The 16,412-nt window shown below is 65.3% G+C and carries 9 protein-coding genes; 2 read left to right on the top strand and 7 right to left on the bottom strand.

The features are described from left to right. The first annotated feature begins 1,086 nt into the window (after window positions 1-1,086). Window positions 1,087-3,663: an SdrD B-like domain-containing protein gene (locus ABIE67_RS49610; RefSeq protein ID WP_370271045.1), complete on the top strand. Its 2,577-nt coding sequence runs from the start codon at window positions 1,087-1,089 to the stop codon at window positions 3,661-3,663. Between the two features lie 91 nt (window positions 3,664-3,754). Here ABIE67_RS49610 and ABIE67_RS49605 read toward each other — a convergent pair whose 3' ends face one another. The 6 genes from ABIE67_RS49605 to ABIE67_RS49580 form a co-directional block, all read right to left on the bottom strand. Beyond that, on the bottom strand, window positions 3,755-4,606 hold the full coding sequence (locus tag ABIE67_RS49605; protein WP_370271044.1) for a hypothetical protein: 852 nt from the start codon (window positions 4,604-4,606) through the stop codon (window positions 3,755-3,757). Window positions 4,607-4,814: 208 nt separating this feature from the next. Continuing rightward, complete coding sequence (locus ABIE67_RS49600; protein WP_370271042.1) at window positions 4,815-5,591, bottom strand: LuxR C-terminal-related transcriptional regulator; 777 nt, start codon at window positions 5,589-5,591, stop codon at window positions 4,815-4,817. 1,061 nt (window positions 5,592-6,652) lie between these two features. After that, window positions 6,653-7,603, bottom strand: coding sequence for a SagB/ThcOx family dehydrogenase (locus tag ABIE67_RS49595; protein WP_370271041.1), 951 nt, complete (start codon window positions 7,601-7,603; stop codon window positions 6,653-6,655). A gap of 404 nt (window positions 7,604-8,007) precedes the next feature. Next, a complete protein-coding gene (istB, locus tag ABIE67_RS49590) occupies window positions 8,008-8,778 on the bottom strand; it encodes an IS21-like element helper ATPase IstB (RefSeq protein WP_370251676.1) in 771 nt (256 codons plus the stop codon). Further along, window positions 8,775-10,196 carry an IS21 family transposase gene (istA, locus tag ABIE67_RS49585; RefSeq protein ID WP_370251680.1) on the bottom strand — a complete coding sequence of 474 codons (1,422 nt, stop codon included), beginning with the start codon at window positions 10,194-10,196 and terminating at the stop codon, window positions 8,775-8,777. The genes istB and istA overlap by 4 nt, the downstream gene beginning before the upstream one ends. A gap of 222 nt (window positions 10,197-10,418) precedes the next feature. Beyond that, entirely contained in the window at window positions 10,419-11,198 is a 780-nt protein-coding gene (locus ABIE67_RS49580) for a hypothetical protein (RefSeq protein WP_370271040.1), read from the bottom strand. Window positions 11,199-14,493: 3,295 nt separating this feature from the next. Here ABIE67_RS49580 and ABIE67_RS49575 point away from each other — a divergent pair. Beyond that, window positions 14,494-15,948 carry a hypothetical protein gene (locus ABIE67_RS49575; RefSeq protein WP_370271039.1) on the top strand — a complete coding sequence of 485 codons (1,455 nt, stop codon included), beginning with the start codon at window positions 14,494-14,496 and terminating at the stop codon, window positions 15,946-15,948. A gap of 62 nt (window positions 15,949-16,010) precedes the next feature. Here ABIE67_RS49575 and ABIE67_RS49570 read toward each other — a convergent pair whose 3' ends face one another. Beyond that, window positions 16,011-16,331: a putative quinol monooxygenase gene (locus ABIE67_RS49570; RefSeq protein ID WP_370271038.1), complete on the bottom strand. Its 321-nt coding sequence runs from the start codon at window positions 16,329-16,331 to the stop codon at window positions 16,011-16,013. Window positions 16,332-16,412 lie beyond the last annotated feature (81 nt).

Raw genomic sequence — 16,412 nt, 5'->3', positions numbered from 1 at the left:
AATGGTTCGATCTCCGCTTCGCGCCTGCGTAAGGAATCCGACAAATCCCGGCAGGTCGACTTTTCCTTGCTCGACCACTCCGTGCGTTCGGCATATGTCTTCTCCCGATTGGCTCCATCCGCGACCGCTTCTCTTTGGAGGCTGAGTCGTTTGGAAATACATGCACGCATACGACCACCCACATGATCAGTCCTATCGATCGCTTCCGTTCTTATCGCCGCCCCGGAGCTTCGCGCAGAGCAGTCAGACCACACCGATCTACGACGCCCTCTACGCGGAGTGGGTCGACTCATTCCGGACTACGCCGGGTGACCGCAGCGGCGAGGGCGCACTGGTCCCTGCCGCATTCGGGAGCAATCCGCACAACGCGAGTCCGGTCGCCGCCGACGCACACGAGCCGTATGGAAACTCCCACAACGCATACGATGTGAAGGGTTACGGCACGCACAACAGCGCGGGGAGAGAGGGACATTGGCAGCGTGTTGCGTCACTCGGGCAACATTCGCCCGAGATGCGCCACATCCCTGCCGAGCTGCCCCCGAGAGAATCATTCGACAGGCGGACGGCGCGATCGGCGAGTGCTCACGAGACGTCATTCGGCGATGGATTGCGGATGGCGTCCGTCGTACCACCGACATGGCCTCCTCTCTCCGTCCCGGCCCAGGTCTAGCCGTTGATAACATCAACGATAGGCAAATCGCACGTATCCAATGCATAATATTTTCCGGCTCTCCGGTTAATTCACGGCCGCCGTGTGAAAGAATGATTACCTGAACTTTCTCTGCTCTCGTTACTGGCGGCACCTGAAAAATGGGTGCTCACTCGTTTAGCTCGTCTGTTCGTCATATGGAGAAGGCGCTGAGATCTTTACCAGCGCGTCCGGTCTGAATGAACAGACGTCGCGGACGTATATCCAGTTACGGGAGATTGTTGGTGATGGGACTACGGCAGCGCCGGCGGTGGGCCGGTGGGATGTCTTTGGCGTTATCGAGTGCGTTGGCGGCGTCGCTTGCGGCGACGGGTGTGGTGTCGTCGGCGTGGGCTGACAGCGGGGATGGTCAGGCGACGGTTCGTGTGGTGCGGGAGGTGAATGCGAACGGTCGATGGGACTCGGTGCTGGAGCCGGGCTGGGCCGGGGTCCAGGTCGTACTGACCGATGACGCGGGCAACTCGGTCACCGGGACCACGGATGCGAACGGTGTGGTGAAGCTGGACCCGGGCAGCAGTCTGTCCAAGGGGAAGTACCGGATCGAGGTGAAGAACCCGGATCCGAAGGTGTACTCGCCCGGCCAGGCCTCACCGCGGACCGATCTGCTGGACCGGACCGTGCTGTCCTCGAACGTGGAGTTCGTGGACCTGTCGGGCGGTAAGAACGTGGAGGTCACGACCTCCTTCTGGAGCCCGGAGGACTACTGCCAGAGGAATGTCCGACTGGCTGCCGTCTGCCAGAACGCCAACATTCCGACTGCCGCGCCGCCGAGCAAGCGCACGCTGTCGTCGTTCACGTTCAACACGCGCGGTGACGCCGTTGCAAACCCTGGCCTGGTCACGGACTTGTCGACTGAGGCGGAGACTGGCACGCAGTGGGGTCTTGGTTACAACAAGGTGACCAGGCAGCTGTTCACGTCCGCGTACGCGAAGCGGGGCTCCAAGTACGGTCCCGGGGGCCCCGGTGCGATCTACCGGACCAACCCGGCCAACGGGCAGACCGCGTTGTTCACCCGGGTCCCCAATCCCGGCACCACCCCGCACCAGCCGGGCGTCAACATGGACTTGGCGTTCGGTCCGGTGGTGGGCAAGGAGTCGCTGGGTGACCTGGACATCACCCCGGACGGCAAGGACCTGTTCGTCGTCAACCTGCACGACCGCAGGCTCTACCGTTACGACGCCATGCAGGCCACCGCCGCCGCGCCGAAGGCCTCCTACTCCATCCCGGACCCGGGCTGTGCCGCGGCCGGTGACTGGCGCCCCTTCGGTCTGGGCATCCAGGACGGCAAGGTCTATGTCGGCGGCGTGTGCTCGGCGCAGTCCACCGGCAACAAGAACGACATGCGGGCTGTCGTGCAAGGCTTCGACCCGACCACGGGCCAGTTCACCGGCAAAGTCATGGACCAGGACCTGGTTTACCCCCGCTACGCTCATTCGCCGCGGAACGCAGATTTCTGCAAGGGCCGCAGCTGGTATCCCTGGACCAACACCCGGCCCGCGACCCAGGACGGCGTGGTCTGCCCGCCGGGCGGCATCGCGAACCCGGAGCCGGAGCTCTCCGACATCGACTTCGAGGTCAACGGCGACATGGTCGTCAGCTTCGCCGACCGCTTCGCCGACCGCGCCGGCTGGGCCCTGCCGGACTTTCCCGGCACCCCCGCAACGTCGGCACTCAACGGTGGTGACATCAACCGGGCGTGCCGTGGCAGCAACCACATGTTCGTCCTGGACGGCAACGGCGGCTGCACGGCAAACGACACCTTGGAAACCAACGGTGGACTTCAGCCCCTGGACGCCCGGGAGTTCTACCCCGGCGACTACGCAAACTATGCGGGTTGGCACTCAGAGACCGCTGAGGGATCGGTGGCTATCTCCAAGGTGGAGACAAGCATGCCCATGATCTCGGAGGACCCCATCCGGGACCCGATCACCGGGCACGGTCTGCACTATCTCAACCGCAGCAACGGCACCCGCGTGTCCGATTTCAACAACGGCGGCCTTTACCTGAACGACGACTTCGGTAAGTCGCGCGGCATGGGTGACCTGGAGACGATGTGTGATCAGGCGCCGTTGCAGTTGGGTAACCGGGTGTGGCAGGACACGGATGAGGACGGTATCCAGGATCCGGGTGAGCAGCCGTTGGTGGGTGCGACGGTGAATCTGTATGACGCGGACGGCAACAAGATCGGCACCACGGTCACCAACTCACGGGGTGAGTACTACTTCGATTCCACGATCACCAAGAACGTGGCGGCCGAGGACCTGCAGTACGGCCGGACGTACACCATCAAGATGGACAACCCGGCCGACTACCAGGCCGGCGGAGTCCTGGAGGGCTCGTCGCCTACCCGTCCGAACGTCGGCGACAACGAGCAGATCGACTCCAACGGCGAGACCGGCGGCAGCCCGTTCCCGGCCATCACCGTCACCCCGCAGGGCGCGGGGCAGAACAACCACAGCGGCGACTTCGGGTTCACCAAGTCCAGCGTCGACCTGGGCGTCGACAAGACCGCCCCCGCCAAGGTCCTGGGCGGAGCGGCCATCGAATACCAGGTCACCGTCACCAACAACGGCCCCAACGACTCGACCGGCTGGAAGGTGACCGACCCCATCCCGGCCGGGATCACCGACGCCCGTACCGCCGACCCCGGGTGCAGCATCAACAACCAGATCCTCACCTGCACCGGCGGTCCGCTCAAGGTGGGGCAGAGCCACATCATCACCGTCCGCGGACTGGCCCCGAACCCGCCCGTCGACACGATGATCGAGAACTGTGCGGTGGTCATGGGCAACGAGCCCGACCCCAACCCCAGCAACGACAAGGCGTGTGACCCGACCGAGATCGACGTCCCCGTCATCGACCCGGCCATCGGCACCGCCGCCGCCGCACTCCTGACCCTCACCGGCACCCTCTACCACCACCGCCGACGCCACACCATCGAAAGGACCCGATAAACACCCGCCCATAGACAGACACCCTGTGGGCCCGGCCACCAACACCTGGCGACCGGACCCACAGGCGTACCCAGCCGTACACGAGAGTGATCTAGTGGCTGGATCCCTCGCGCATGGGCCGGAGTGTGAGCGGCAGGTTTGGCCCCGCGAAGTGGGCCGCCTCGTGGCGAACAGCGGCCTGGCCATGGAGGGAGATCGGACGAGTCGTACGCGTTGAACCGTCCGGGAAAGTGATCCGAAGCGGGCTGCCACTCGGCTCAGCCGGTCCGGAACATGGCAAGAGCAGCATGCCGAGAGCTTCGGGACCGGCTGGATGGGCCAGCACGTGCAATTCCTCTGCGGCGGTCGGTAAGGGCAGCAGTGTGCGGCGATTCCGTAGCGCGGCCCTCTGGCCTGGTAGCGGGAGTTCGGTGATGACACTGGTTCCGCCTTGGCCGCCGCAGGCGAGACGGGCAGCCTTGTGGAGAAACAGACAGCGGTCCACCGTGGTCAGCAGGCGGTCCATGAGGAGGCACTGCCAGCCGCCACTGCGTTCAGTCGGGAGGTTGTCGGCGGAGGCAAAGGCCAGCGCGAAGGACACAGGGACCGGCAGCGCACCGGCGAGCCGGTCGCTCAGCTGGAGGATGGACCGGTAGAAGTCGACGGCATCGTCCAGCGCGGCGGCCACGATGACCTCGTCGCCACCGAAGGTGGCCACACATCCGGAACGCCAGAGCTGCTCGTGGAACCACTCACGCGTGACCATGCCGAGACGGGTCATCACTTTGTTGCCGGCGAGGTGTCCGTAGCAGTCGGGGTCGTCGGCGTTGACACGCTCGACATGGCTCTTGAGACCGTCTACGTCTCCGATCGCGAGCCCCACCAGACCCTCTCCTCGCAGCGTGGCCGCGACATGAGCGGGTATCCGCTTGTGGAAGTCCGGAAAGGCGACCAGGCCGGTCACCGGGTCCTCGCGGCTGTCGGCGCACCACGTACGCCAGGGCGGGCCAGGCTTGCCAGTCGGGTCCATCATCCAGCCTCCGATGGCGGGAACGAGGCCGGTCGCTGACAGGGCTTCACTATCAGTTACGACTTTTGAATCGTAGGTTACTATAACAGTCTATATCGTTTATACCGATCTATCAGACCATTCCGGCGCAATGCGAAGGTGGTCATCCTTCGGTCTTCCCCGGTTCCGCGTCGTTCCGGCTCGCCGTACGGTCGGCCCGGCGGTGCGGACAGCACTCTTCGGCGCCAGGTTGAACGTAGGGAGCCAGAGGTCGGAACGACTCCGACTGGTCCTCCAGCGTCAGTAGGCCCCTGGACATGGCCAGAGCTACGGCGGAGGCGCGATCGCTTACGTCGAGTTTGTGGAACACGCGGCGCATATGGGTTTTGACGGTTGCTTCGGAGACATGCAGGGACTCCGCGATACGTGAGTTGGACTGACCGCCGGCTACCAGGCTCAGTACCTCACGCTCCCGCATGGTGAGCGCCGGTGTCACGGTAGGGGACATGACTTCGGAGACGAGGTGAGGCAGGGTGCGAGTGGAGACCGGGATCGCACCGCGCACGGCTTGGTGCAGACTAGCCACGATTTCGTCCGTGGGGCAGTCCTTGAGGAGAAAGCCGCGGGCGCCCTCCTTGAGAGCCGTGACGACATGCCGGGGCTCGTCGGTGAAGGCGATGATGGCCGTCCGGCCTCCCTGTTGCCGCAGAGCGTCGATGAGATCAGGGATCGGTGCCCCGTGGACGCCGGGTCCGATCTCGACGATCGCGGCATTCGGTTCCGTACGCAGGATGTCAGGCAGTCCCGCTGCCACGGAGGCGGCGGTGACGACTACGGCCATGTCCGGCTGGGCGTCGATCACCGCAGCCAGTCCGGCGACGGTGACGGGGTGTGGCGCGATGACAGCGGCTTTGATGGGCCTGGTGGGTTCCAGGCCCATTACCGGCTCCCCTCGCCGAGGCTGTCGGCAATGTGTTCCACGGTGCGTATCCGGTACGCCGTGTGGGACGGTGCTGGTTCCCGGTCGTCGCAACGCATGCTGTCGTCGGCCTTCAGGGGGCCTTCGAAGCTCCTCCGTGCCTGTGTGCGCTGCGGCTTTCTGCCATGCGAAGTCCTCAGGACATTCGGCTCGTTGATCGTGGACTCCTCAGATCCGGAACGGTGCGGGGACAAGGCTTCCACCGGGGGCGCCGCGGATGTGGTCGGTGCGAGCGTGAGTGGATGGCGTCGGCCTGGAAGAGGACAGGGCCGTATGGCCCGACCGGATGTCACCGCGCAGTTCCCGCAGACACCCCACTCCGGGACATGTGCTGGAATTTCGATCGCGAGGGAGCCGGCTGGTGCCGTGCCTGCTCTGTGACCCGTCAGTTGTGCAGCCCCTTTGTTCCCCCGAGTGGCGGGTGCCGGTTCCTTCTTCTGCCCGGTCGTTCCTGGACACCGTGTGGTCGGCACGGTGCGCCATCCCGTGGTCAGCGGGGCGCAGGAGGACAACTGGCGGGCAGAAGCACGCTGTTGACACGTGTAGCGCTCAGCACATGATAGATCGCCCCTGGGCATGCGGTGAGCGGAGGCTTTTCGCCGATTCTCGGTCTCCCTTCGCTACCTCGCTTCGACACTCGATGCGGCAGAGGCGGGAATCAGGAGGGCAAAGGCTGACACATGAGCGTCGGACGTGCGGCCCGAGAGGCATACAGCGTTCAGGATGTGCCGTGAGGGAGTGTCAGGGCTGGTGCCTGCGGGCGCATACGCCGGTCATTGCGCATGGCGGAGCTGCCTGCTGCCCTGGATTACCGGGCCAGGTCACACCGCCCAGGGACGGCGTGACCTGGCCGTGGCAAGGGACCGCTTCCGTCATGAGCGCGTGCAGCACGGTGACTCTGTCGTACCGGAGTCAGGGATCACTGGCGGTGAGCGGCCCTCGCCGGCCGGGGCCGCGTCGCGTGCCCGAGACCGCGCATAAGGTCAGGCGGTCCGCGGTCGTGGCGCACGGGTGCCGGTCAGTCATGACCCAGGCGACTCCGCTGTGCCGTTCTCTGCGGGCTTCGTGCCGTTTTCCGGGGCCTTCGTGCCGTTCTCTGCGGGCTTCGTGCCGTTCTCCACGAGGGCAGGGGCATTTCCCTCAGGCTTGGTGCCGTTCTCGTTGGATGAACCGACCAGCGTGATGTAGAGGGGCGCCTCGTTGACTCCGTCGTAGCCCAGAGCTGCGGTGAAGTCGTCGTCGAGGAACTCCGCGATGGGCCGCGACGCGAGGCCGTAGGCCGTGGCGAGAAGCAGCAGGTTCTGCTGTAGATGCCCTGCCTCCAGCAGGCAGAACCGCAGTGCTCGCTGACCGTACTTGAAGCGGGAGCGCCAGAACGAGGCGCCGATGACGAGCATCGCCGCCGCCTCGCGGGCCATCTCCGGCTGGAGTGTGGCCAGTTGGAGGGTGTCATGGTCGACATTCCGCAGTTGTGTCAGCGCATGACGGAATGGGTCGTAGTGATAAAGCCCCGGCTCCAGCCCTCCCACACGCTGGGCGATCACATACAGGTCGAGCGGGTACAGAGCGCCGCCCGACGGGATGGGACGGCGCGGCCAGTCCCCCATCAGGCGTACCCGGTAGGAGTGCTGCAGCAGCCCGGACAGGAACGGCAGTCGGAGGTTGTTGCCGCGGAAGACCTCGGCGCTGCGCCCGGCCTTGATCACCTTGGTCAGTTCGGCGGCCACAGGCGCAGGGTGAGGCAGCTGCAGGAAGGGGCGGTTGGGGTTGAGGCGGACCGCGCGCTGGGTCAGCAGGCGCAGCTCGTCGGCCTTTACGAGCGTGAGGCCTCCCGGCACGTCCCGGTCGAGAGCAGGCGAATGGAGCTTGGACGCCTCGAAGTAGATCTTCATGGGATCGTCGAGCGGCGGGGCGGTCTCGCCCTGAACAGGGTCTATCAGTTTCGCTCCGTGCAGGTTCTCGGTCTCGGACATGATGGCCTCCGGCGCAGGGGCAGGGGTGTGGAATCGGGTGGGCTCGGTGTGGTCAGTGGCCCTACGAGCAGACCCAGGTCGACGGTCGGCTGGGCAAGCGCGGTGGTCTGGTGAACCTCGCGGCGAAGGAGGAGCCAAACCAGGACTTCTCCGCACCAGGAACAGGCGGTGTGCACCGGAGTGCAGTCCGGTTGACCCGGCTCCGGCGTGCGCAGTCCTCCGGGCAGTGACAGGTCCGGTTGTCGTCGGCGTCAGAGCTCATGCAGACGATTCGCCTGGCTTCGGACAGTACGGGCACCAGGGCGTCGGTGAAGGCCGGCAACTGTTCTCCGGCCAGGCGCGCGACGAGTTGTCGGCGTACGAGCTGAAGTGCATAGCTGCGTACGTTTGAACGTGCAGAGGTGTCAGGCCACTTCGGTTTCCCGCTCGATGGCCTTGAGGCGGTTCTTGAGTCGGTAGCTCGGGCCGTTGATGGGGACGACTTCGCAGTGGTGGAGGAGCCGGTCGAGGATCGCGGTGGCGAGGACCTCGTCGCCGAAGACTTGGCCCCACTCGCTGAAAGTCTTGTTCGAGGTCAAGATGATGGAGCCCTTCTCGTAGCGCTTGGAGATCACCTGGAAGACCAGGTTTGCTTCCGCGCGTTCGAGGGGCTGGTAGCCGACTTCGTCGACCACGAGGACACTCGGCCGCAGGTAGGTGCCGAGTTTGTTGGTCAGCCGGCCGGCGGCTTCGGCGGTTTTGAGGTTGCGGACCATGTCGTCGAGGCTGGTGAAGTAGATCGAGTAGCCGGCCCGGCAGGCCGCGACGGCCAGGGCGATGGCGATGTGGGTCTTGCCGACTCCGGGCGGCCCGAGCAGGGCCGCGTTCGCCTTGGCTTCCACGAAGGAGAGGGTGGCGAGGTCCTTGATTTTGCGCGGGTCGAGGTCGGGCTGGAACGAAAAGTCGTACTCGTCCAGCGTCTTGTGGTGTGGAAGCCTCGACAGCCGCAGGCCCTGGCGGAAGCGCCGGTCGTCGCGGACGGCGAGTTCCTCGGACAGGACCAGGTCGAGGAACTCGAGGTAGCCCATCTTCGCTTCGTCGGCCCGCCGGATGTACTCGTTGATGGCTTCGGCCAGGTGGGGCAGGCCGAGCTTGCCGGCCGTGCTGCGGACGCGGGTGGAGACCAGCTCGCTCAAGACGTTTCCCTCGTGCTCGGGTGGGTGGTGAAGGGACGGGTGCCGGTCAGCTCGTCATAGACCGACAGCGGCCGACGGCCGACCTCGATCCGGGTGGCCGCGGCCCGGTGCAGCAGGGCCTGCAGCGGACCGGCTTCCTCGCCGGGGACACGCTCGTGACGAGGCTGGGGCGGGACGTCGCCGCTGGTGGTCCGGCGGCCCTGGCCGGTGGGCAGACCGTCCCAATGCTTCTCCTCCACGATGCGGACACCGCGGCCGACTGCCCGCGGGTGCATGGCCAACAGCGTTTCCCCGCTGGCATCAGGGGCGGTCGAGTGCAGCATGACCTGGGACTTTGTAGCCCTGATCTCCACCAGCTGGCGTGGGCGGACCTTGCGGGCGGGCACCGAGTAGAGGTTCCCGCCGAAGGCGACCAGACAGTCCTTGCCGACCGGCCGCAGATGCCGCTCGGCCACCAGATACGGCGTCGGAGGCAGCGGCTTGAGGGCCGCGTGGTCCCGGGCCGCCCGCTCACCGATGACCTCCCGGTGCGTCTTGTGGATCTGGGCCCGCCGCTGCGGCACCCACGCGGCGAACGCCGCGTCCATCTCCTCGACGGACGAGAAGGCCCGCCCGGACAGGACGTGGTCGCGCACGATCAGGACCTGCCGCTCGACCCGGCCCTTGCCCTGCGGCCGGTAGGCGGCCAGGACGTCGATGTCGAAGTCGTAGTGGCCGGCGAAGCCGACCGCTTCCGGGTGCAGCGGGACCGCCTCGCCGGGGGCGACGTGGCGGCGGACGACGGTCTTGGTGCGGTCGTAGACGATCGTCATCGGCACCCCGCCGAAGTGCGCGAACGCCCGCCGGTGGCAGTCGAAGAACGTCTGCAGATCCAGGCTGGTGGTGAAGCAGCAGAACGGGTCACGCGAGTACGACAGCACCATGTGGAAGGAGTAGACCTTGGGAATGCCCAGGTGAGCGAGGGTCTTGCCCTCATCACCCCAGTCCACCTGCGCCTGGGCGCCCGGGATCACCTCGAACCGGCGGTGCATCCCCGCCAGTTCCCTCGGCGTGATGCCCAGTTCCTCGGCGATCCTCGGGCGTGCTTCCTGAACGTAGAGCTTGACCCGCTGGTAGTTGCCGGTGAACCCGTACTCCTTGGCCAGCCGCTCGTGGATCACCGCGGCCTTCATCAGGACCTCGGCCCGAAGCATCGCGTCGATCAGCGGGGCGACCTCATCGACCACCCGCCTGCGTGGCTGCCCGCTCACCGTCCGACGCGGCGGCGACGCCGACCCGTCGGCAGACAAGTACTTGCTGACCGTCCGCCAGTTCAGCCCGGTTTCCTTGGCAACCTCCGACAGGCTCATGGCCCCGGACTCGACCAGGCCACGAAAACGCCGGAGTTCCAGCCAGCGCTGCGGGTCCAAGACCACCATCGACCCCTCTCTGCAACCTTGAACAACAGGCAGCAGAGTGCAGGGCACCGGCCCTCAACACATCAGGAACTATGCACGTTCATCCGTACGTGACTATGCACGTTCACGTGTACGCCGACACGAGTGCTCTTTGCGTCGTCAGCATCGCATTCTCGGTCACTGGGATGTGCGCACATGGGTTCACGGCACCGGCAATTCCGTCCTGATCACACATGCACGGCCTCACTTGGTCGCAGAGATGTCCTGATGAGTGGTGCGCTGCCGGGTGACAGTGCTCGCCGCTCGAGCGATGCAGGCGTTCAGTGATCGAGCCGGCCGGCGCAAGGTCTGCTCGATCAGCAGGTTCGGGAGGAGACCGCTGCCGATCCACTGCTGGTGACCGGGAACCCGGGACGCCATGTCAAAGTCCCAGCTGACGCTGCTGCACAAAGCCGCGACGAGCTGGGCGGGTCCGAGTGAGTGGTACTGGGCGCGGGAACCGAGAGCAGTAGCCAGTTGGGTGACGACCATGGGAACGGTTGCGAGCTCCTGGCCGGTGAGCTCGTAGACGTTGCCGGTGTGCTTCATCGGTTCGGTGGTCAGCACCGCGATGACTTCGATGAGGTCGTCCACTGCGAGCCAGGGCACAGGAGCATCGGTGAAGGAGCCGCGTACGGCCGCGAAATCCTTGATCTGGCGGGCGATCTGAACGAGATCCACGTCCATGGGGGCACAGCGCAGGACCACGTGATCCGCGCGGGCCTTCGCGGCGGTGTTCTCGGCACGAGCGACTTCTCCGAGATACGGGCTGGCACCCATCAGTCGGTCGACTCCGAGAGCGGACACGATGACAAGGGGAAGCGAGGGGAGGAAAGGGTACCGGCAAGCCGAGGCATGCGCGGTGGGAGTCAGCGAAGCCACATCGACCAGTGCGCAGTCCGCGTCGGCCGGATCGGTGACCAACTCTGCCAGTGACGAGGTCGCCAGGGCCCTTCGCAGCGCCGGGCGACCGCCGACGAACAAGAGTCGCAGTCGAGCCCGGGTTCCAGTGTCTGAAGGCATGGGGCGATTCTTGTGGGCGCCTGATGCCGCCCAAGAGACCTGATCAGCTGAATTCCGGTGTCCGTCATTCGGGTGACATCGCCTTTGGCCACGAACCTGGGAACCAGCCAAGGTCCCGTCCCGAAAGTCACGGACCGGCGGCGAGGGAGGCGCTTGGAGTGGTGTCCGGGCTGCCGTGTCGTCCCTTCGGAGGACAAGGTCGATCACCCGGCGTCCTGGACCCAGGAACCTTGGCGGCGGCTGTGCGCCGCCGCCAAGGCCGGCCTAAGAGCTCGCTAATAACTCAGTGACGCGGTGCTTCGTCACGTGGTGCCTCCCTTCACGCGCCGGGATTCTGACCAAGCAGGTCTGAATACCGAAGCGGTCAAACAGCATCAAAGGTACCTTCTCATGCAAATGGTTGAATTACCCGTTAAAGCCGCGGACCTTGACTGATGAGCTGTCGGTGCCTGCTGGAGTCATCCGCCCGACGGGCCGTTCACTCCCTGTCACAACCGGGTGCGCAAGTCGGTACCGCAACGCACCGCAGGCCCACAGCGCAGGACGGGTGTCTACGCGTCCTCGCTGGTCAACGCAGGCTGAGCGGCTCATTGTGTCTGAGATCACGCCCGAACCGGCTCAAGCCAGCGTAATAGTCAGCCCGTCGGAGTGTCATACAAGCAGCGAGCCGCGGAGACGCTCGGCAGGTAGAGGAAGGAAGGACCCATGCCCTCCAGCTCCCCCGACACTCGACACTTCTGCGCCGGGTGCCACAAGGAGTTGCTGCCCGAGGGTGCAGCCGGGTCCACTGACTCCATGGACGTCGATGGGGCGGGGTCGGCGACTTGTGCGGGTGCTTCGGAGGAGGGCTCGTATGCATGGAACGGTCGTTGCGGCCATGCAGACGCCAGGAGCGTGGATCGGCCCAAGCAGCCAGCCGACGGCTTATGGCGGACGGCCGCTGTTCGCGGGACCTCTGCCCTGAAGCTGCTGGGCAGGACGATCGTTCGCCTGCTCCGACGCAGGGCGGGCGATGGACATTGATACTCCCTGGTGCCGACGGCTGATCCCCACGTCGGCACCAGGGTTCCGCGCGCTCGCGCGGGCGTTCGCAGGGAGGGCCGGACGGGGAGGGGACGTTCGGCCCACTGCGGGCGTCGATCGGCGGTAACCACCGCTGACCTGACACCCGGCCCTTGGCAACCGCAGAACTGACGATGCGGTCGTCGAGGGCCGGTTTCGGTGGGCCTTCTTCGCCACGGCGTACGAAACAACTTCGCGTGCGGGGCGGGTATACACCGCTGACGCGGAGCCGCAGCCACGAATCCGTCAGCCGGACCCAGCACGTCCGGCTGACGGATTCTTCACCTCACCGAAAGGGCGGAGCGCATGCGCAACACTCCATCCTGCCCATGTAGATCCCGTGCCGGGCAAACTATGACGCCGCGGCGAACAAGGTCTCACCCTCAGACCTGATAGTCGGTGATCGGATCTGCGGGGGAAGTGACCACGGGGCCCAGGCGCCGTGTACGTGTAGGGATCGTCCAGCGGCTTGCGCCGTGGTGTGGCCGTCTTGCCGAGCTGGGCTGAATGGATGACATGGCGTCATAGGGGAGCCTCGGGGCACTCTGTTCTTCTGGATGGAGCCCGGAACCGTCCCTTCCCTCCGCAGGGTCTCGTACCACCCGGCCCGGTGAAGTACGAGACCCTGCGGACACGAAAGCCGTGGCAGAGCGCCGATGTCCGGCCCCGTCAGTCAGGTGCCTGCGTGAGCGGAGCCCTCGTTCCAGCTTGGCTGCTTGTGGATGGTTCTGAGGTCGGCGGAGGTGTCGAGGCCGTCCCGCCCGGTTCGGGAGTGAGAGGCGGGGACGAGCTTGCGCTGTCGCTCGGCTCTTCATCGGGCGTGGCGTTCGGATCTCCGCTCGGGGTGGCACTGGGCGTCGGGGTCGTAGTGAGAGTTGCCTGATCGTCGGCATCGGGTATGTGCTCGTGGGACGGAGTGCCAGAAGGAGCCGTCGTCTGATGGGGCTTGGCGGGGTGATCGGGCGTCGAGGCCGAGCCCCGTCGGGTGACGGCGTCGCCGACGGTCGTACCGGTCCCGCCGCTGAAGTTGCTACCCGACATGAGTTCGTAGGTCGTGATGCCGGCCATGGTCACGCCGAAGATGACGGTGGCCGCGACTACCGGCCTTCGCCAGCTCTTCACGCGCGCGCGGTGGATGGACGGTTCGGTGAACTCTCCCAGAGCCTGTGGTGCTTGTTTCCGGGAATGAACTGTGGGCTTTGCCTCCCGTAGCTGCTCTGCTGTGCTCTTGAAGAAGTGCTGGAACAGTTTGTCCCCGCACGTGGCTAGGACACTGACGACACCGGCGCCCAGAATTGTGCCGTACACCCCGAAGTACGACGCCAATTTGGCCGCTGCGACTGCCGCCACGGCACTGCCGGCAACCTGGGGGACACTCAGATCGAGCCGCTTGCGATCTGCGTCGGGTGTCTCGCGCATACCCGGAAAATGCCTTCCTTTCCCATACTGTGGGTCAACTGGCCTCTCGAGACAGCGATGTGCGGCAAGGACCAAATCCCACCTTCAACGCCATCCCGACTCCTGGAATTCATCGCTCAACGCGCACAGCAGCCCGGCGGCCCACGCTCGCTTCGGATGTGAGCCCAGAAGAACACACCAGGCTGACGACGTCATCTCTGACGGCTGAGGGCTCTGTTACGTAAGGGAGCACGTGACTTCGATCATGTAAGTTGCGTAACAAATGGACGCTTGGTGATCACCCGAGAGATTTGTGCAGCATGACAATGGCGCAGACTTTGACTTAGTGCGACCCTGGGTGGGCACCTCCCCCTGCCCCTCCATATGACAGAGAACACATTTCGGCACCCCTAGGGTTCGCACGCGCTACGGCCGACCGTCAGCCCGTACTTCGGACCGCTCGGCACGATGAGCTGGTTTGACAAGCGGCCGACCGACCCTGCCGCTTGTCATGCGGCTCACAAGACTTTTACGCCTGCGCGGTTCCTTTTGTTTCGTCCTTGGCATGCCCGGCAACGCGCTGTTCTGCATGATGGAGTTGGAGTGCACAGCCGACTGGAAGGCGAAATCAACGGAAACGCGTTCGGGGTTGGTCGCGTGTGCGGCCTACAGGTTACTTCAGCTCTAAAGGCCAGTGGTGGCGTCTGCCTGTCTCAATTGGGTCTGTTTGGAGGATGGTGTGGCGGCACGTCACAAGAGGGTGCGTAGAGGGCGGGCTCTGAGGCAGCAGCAGGCCTTGAAGCTGGGTGCCATCACCGCGCCTGTCTCCGCGGGATTGATTCTGACGGCCGCGACGAGTTCGTACGCAGCCGAGCCTGCAGCGCAGATTTCGTCGCTACAGGTGAAAGGGGCCACGACACCGGCATGCCCCGCACACACACAGCAACTGACGCCACAGGAGTGGCAGGAACTGGCGCAACTTGCCCCGGCGGAGCGGAACCAACTTGCCCAGCTGACCCCGCAGGAATGCGCGGCATTGGCAGGACTTACGGCGCAAGAGCGGCAGGACCTGGCGACGCTCACCCCGCAGCAGCGGCAGGAACTCGCCCGGCTCACCCCGCAGCAGCGGCAGGAACTCGCCCGGCTCACGCCGCAGCAGCGGTGGCAGCTCGCGGAGTTCGCACGTCAGGCCCAGCAGAGCAGCCACTCTGGCGTGGGCTCTCCGAGCTCCACGCAGAGCCAGGCGGATGCCACCGCAGGTCAGCGTCCTCCAGCAGCGGTCGCCGGAGCCCAGGGGCCGATGAACACTGAGCCCACGAACGCGGCCGGCAAGCCCCAGGCCGCGCACCAAGGGCAGTCCGTCGCGCCCGCCCAGGCGGGTGCCCTCAGCCCGGCGACGCCTTACCTCAACCTCAACCAAAGGATGCCCGACGTCTCCACAGTGATGAAAGAGACCGGGATCAAGACCTTCTCCATGGCTTTCATCCATGCCTCCGGTGGCTGCCAGCCCGCCTGGAACAATGGCCCGCTCATGGATGCGGCCCATCGGGAAACCATCAATGCGATCCGCGCGGCCGGCGGCGACGTCATTCCGTCCATCAGCGGCTGGAGCGGCAACAAGCTCGGCCCCAACTGCCCATCCCCGGAAGCGTTGGCCGACGCATATCAGAAGGTGATCGACGCTTACGGATTCAAGGCCATCGACGTCGACATCGAGAACACCGACGAATTCGAGAACCCGGCCGTCCAGGACCGCATTCTGGGCGCCCTCAAGATCGTCAAGCAGAACAATCCCGGCCTGAAGACCATCGTCACCTTCGGCAGCCTCACCAAGAATCCGTGGGGCAACCGCCTCATCGAGCGAGCCGCCGAGCTGAAGGCGAACATCGACGTCTTTACCATCATGCCCTTCGACATCGGCGGCGGCGCGGACATCTACGGCGCCACGGTCAACGCGACCGAGGTCCTGAAGAACAAGCTGAAGAGCACCTTCGGTTGGAACGATGCCATCGCCTACGCCCACGTAGGCATCTCCGGCATGAACGGCCGCAGTGACGGCGGTGAGATCAACACCCCCGAGACCTGGACTCGAATCCGGGACTGGGCCAACTCCCACCACATTGGCCGCTTGGCCTTCTGGTCGGTCAACCGTGACCGCCCCTGCCCGAACGGCGGCACGGTCGGGCACTGCTCCGGAACCGATCACGAAGCCTGGAAGTTCACTTCCATCACCGCCGGGTTCACCGGCTGACCTGCCGCCCCGACGCTCGGCCGTTCGCAACGGGCGCCCGCATTTCGCGAGTTGCTGCAGCGCTAAGTTCCGGGCTGCGTGGGTCTTTTGCCTGCCACTTCATCGAGGAACGTCACCTCTGTGCCGGCCAGATATTGCTCACGCTCGCCCAGGAAACGCCTTACGTGCGGCTGTTCCTCGTGCCGGGCGAAGGCCTCCCGGTCCGTGTAGAGCTCGTAGAAGACGCGCACGGTGGGTTCATCCACGGGAACATGAGAGACGTACACCAGGGTGCCGGGTTCCTTCGCCTGAATCCCTTCCAGGGTTTCGGCAGCGAGCTGGTCGAATGCTGCAGCTGCTACGTCGTCGCGGGCGGTAAAGCGGACTAAGAGAGCGTACGCCACAAGACCTCCCCAGCACTTGGGCATCGATGTTCGCAACTCACCACCCCGCGCGATTCAGGGAATGGCGTCAACAGTGGGAGG

Origin of the sequence: Streptomyces sp. V4I8, assembly GCF_041261225.1 — a bacterium.
GTDB lineage: Bacteria > Actinomycetota > Actinomycetes > Streptomycetales > Streptomycetaceae > Streptomyces.
This window is presented reverse-complemented; position numbering and strand designations above follow the sequence as displayed.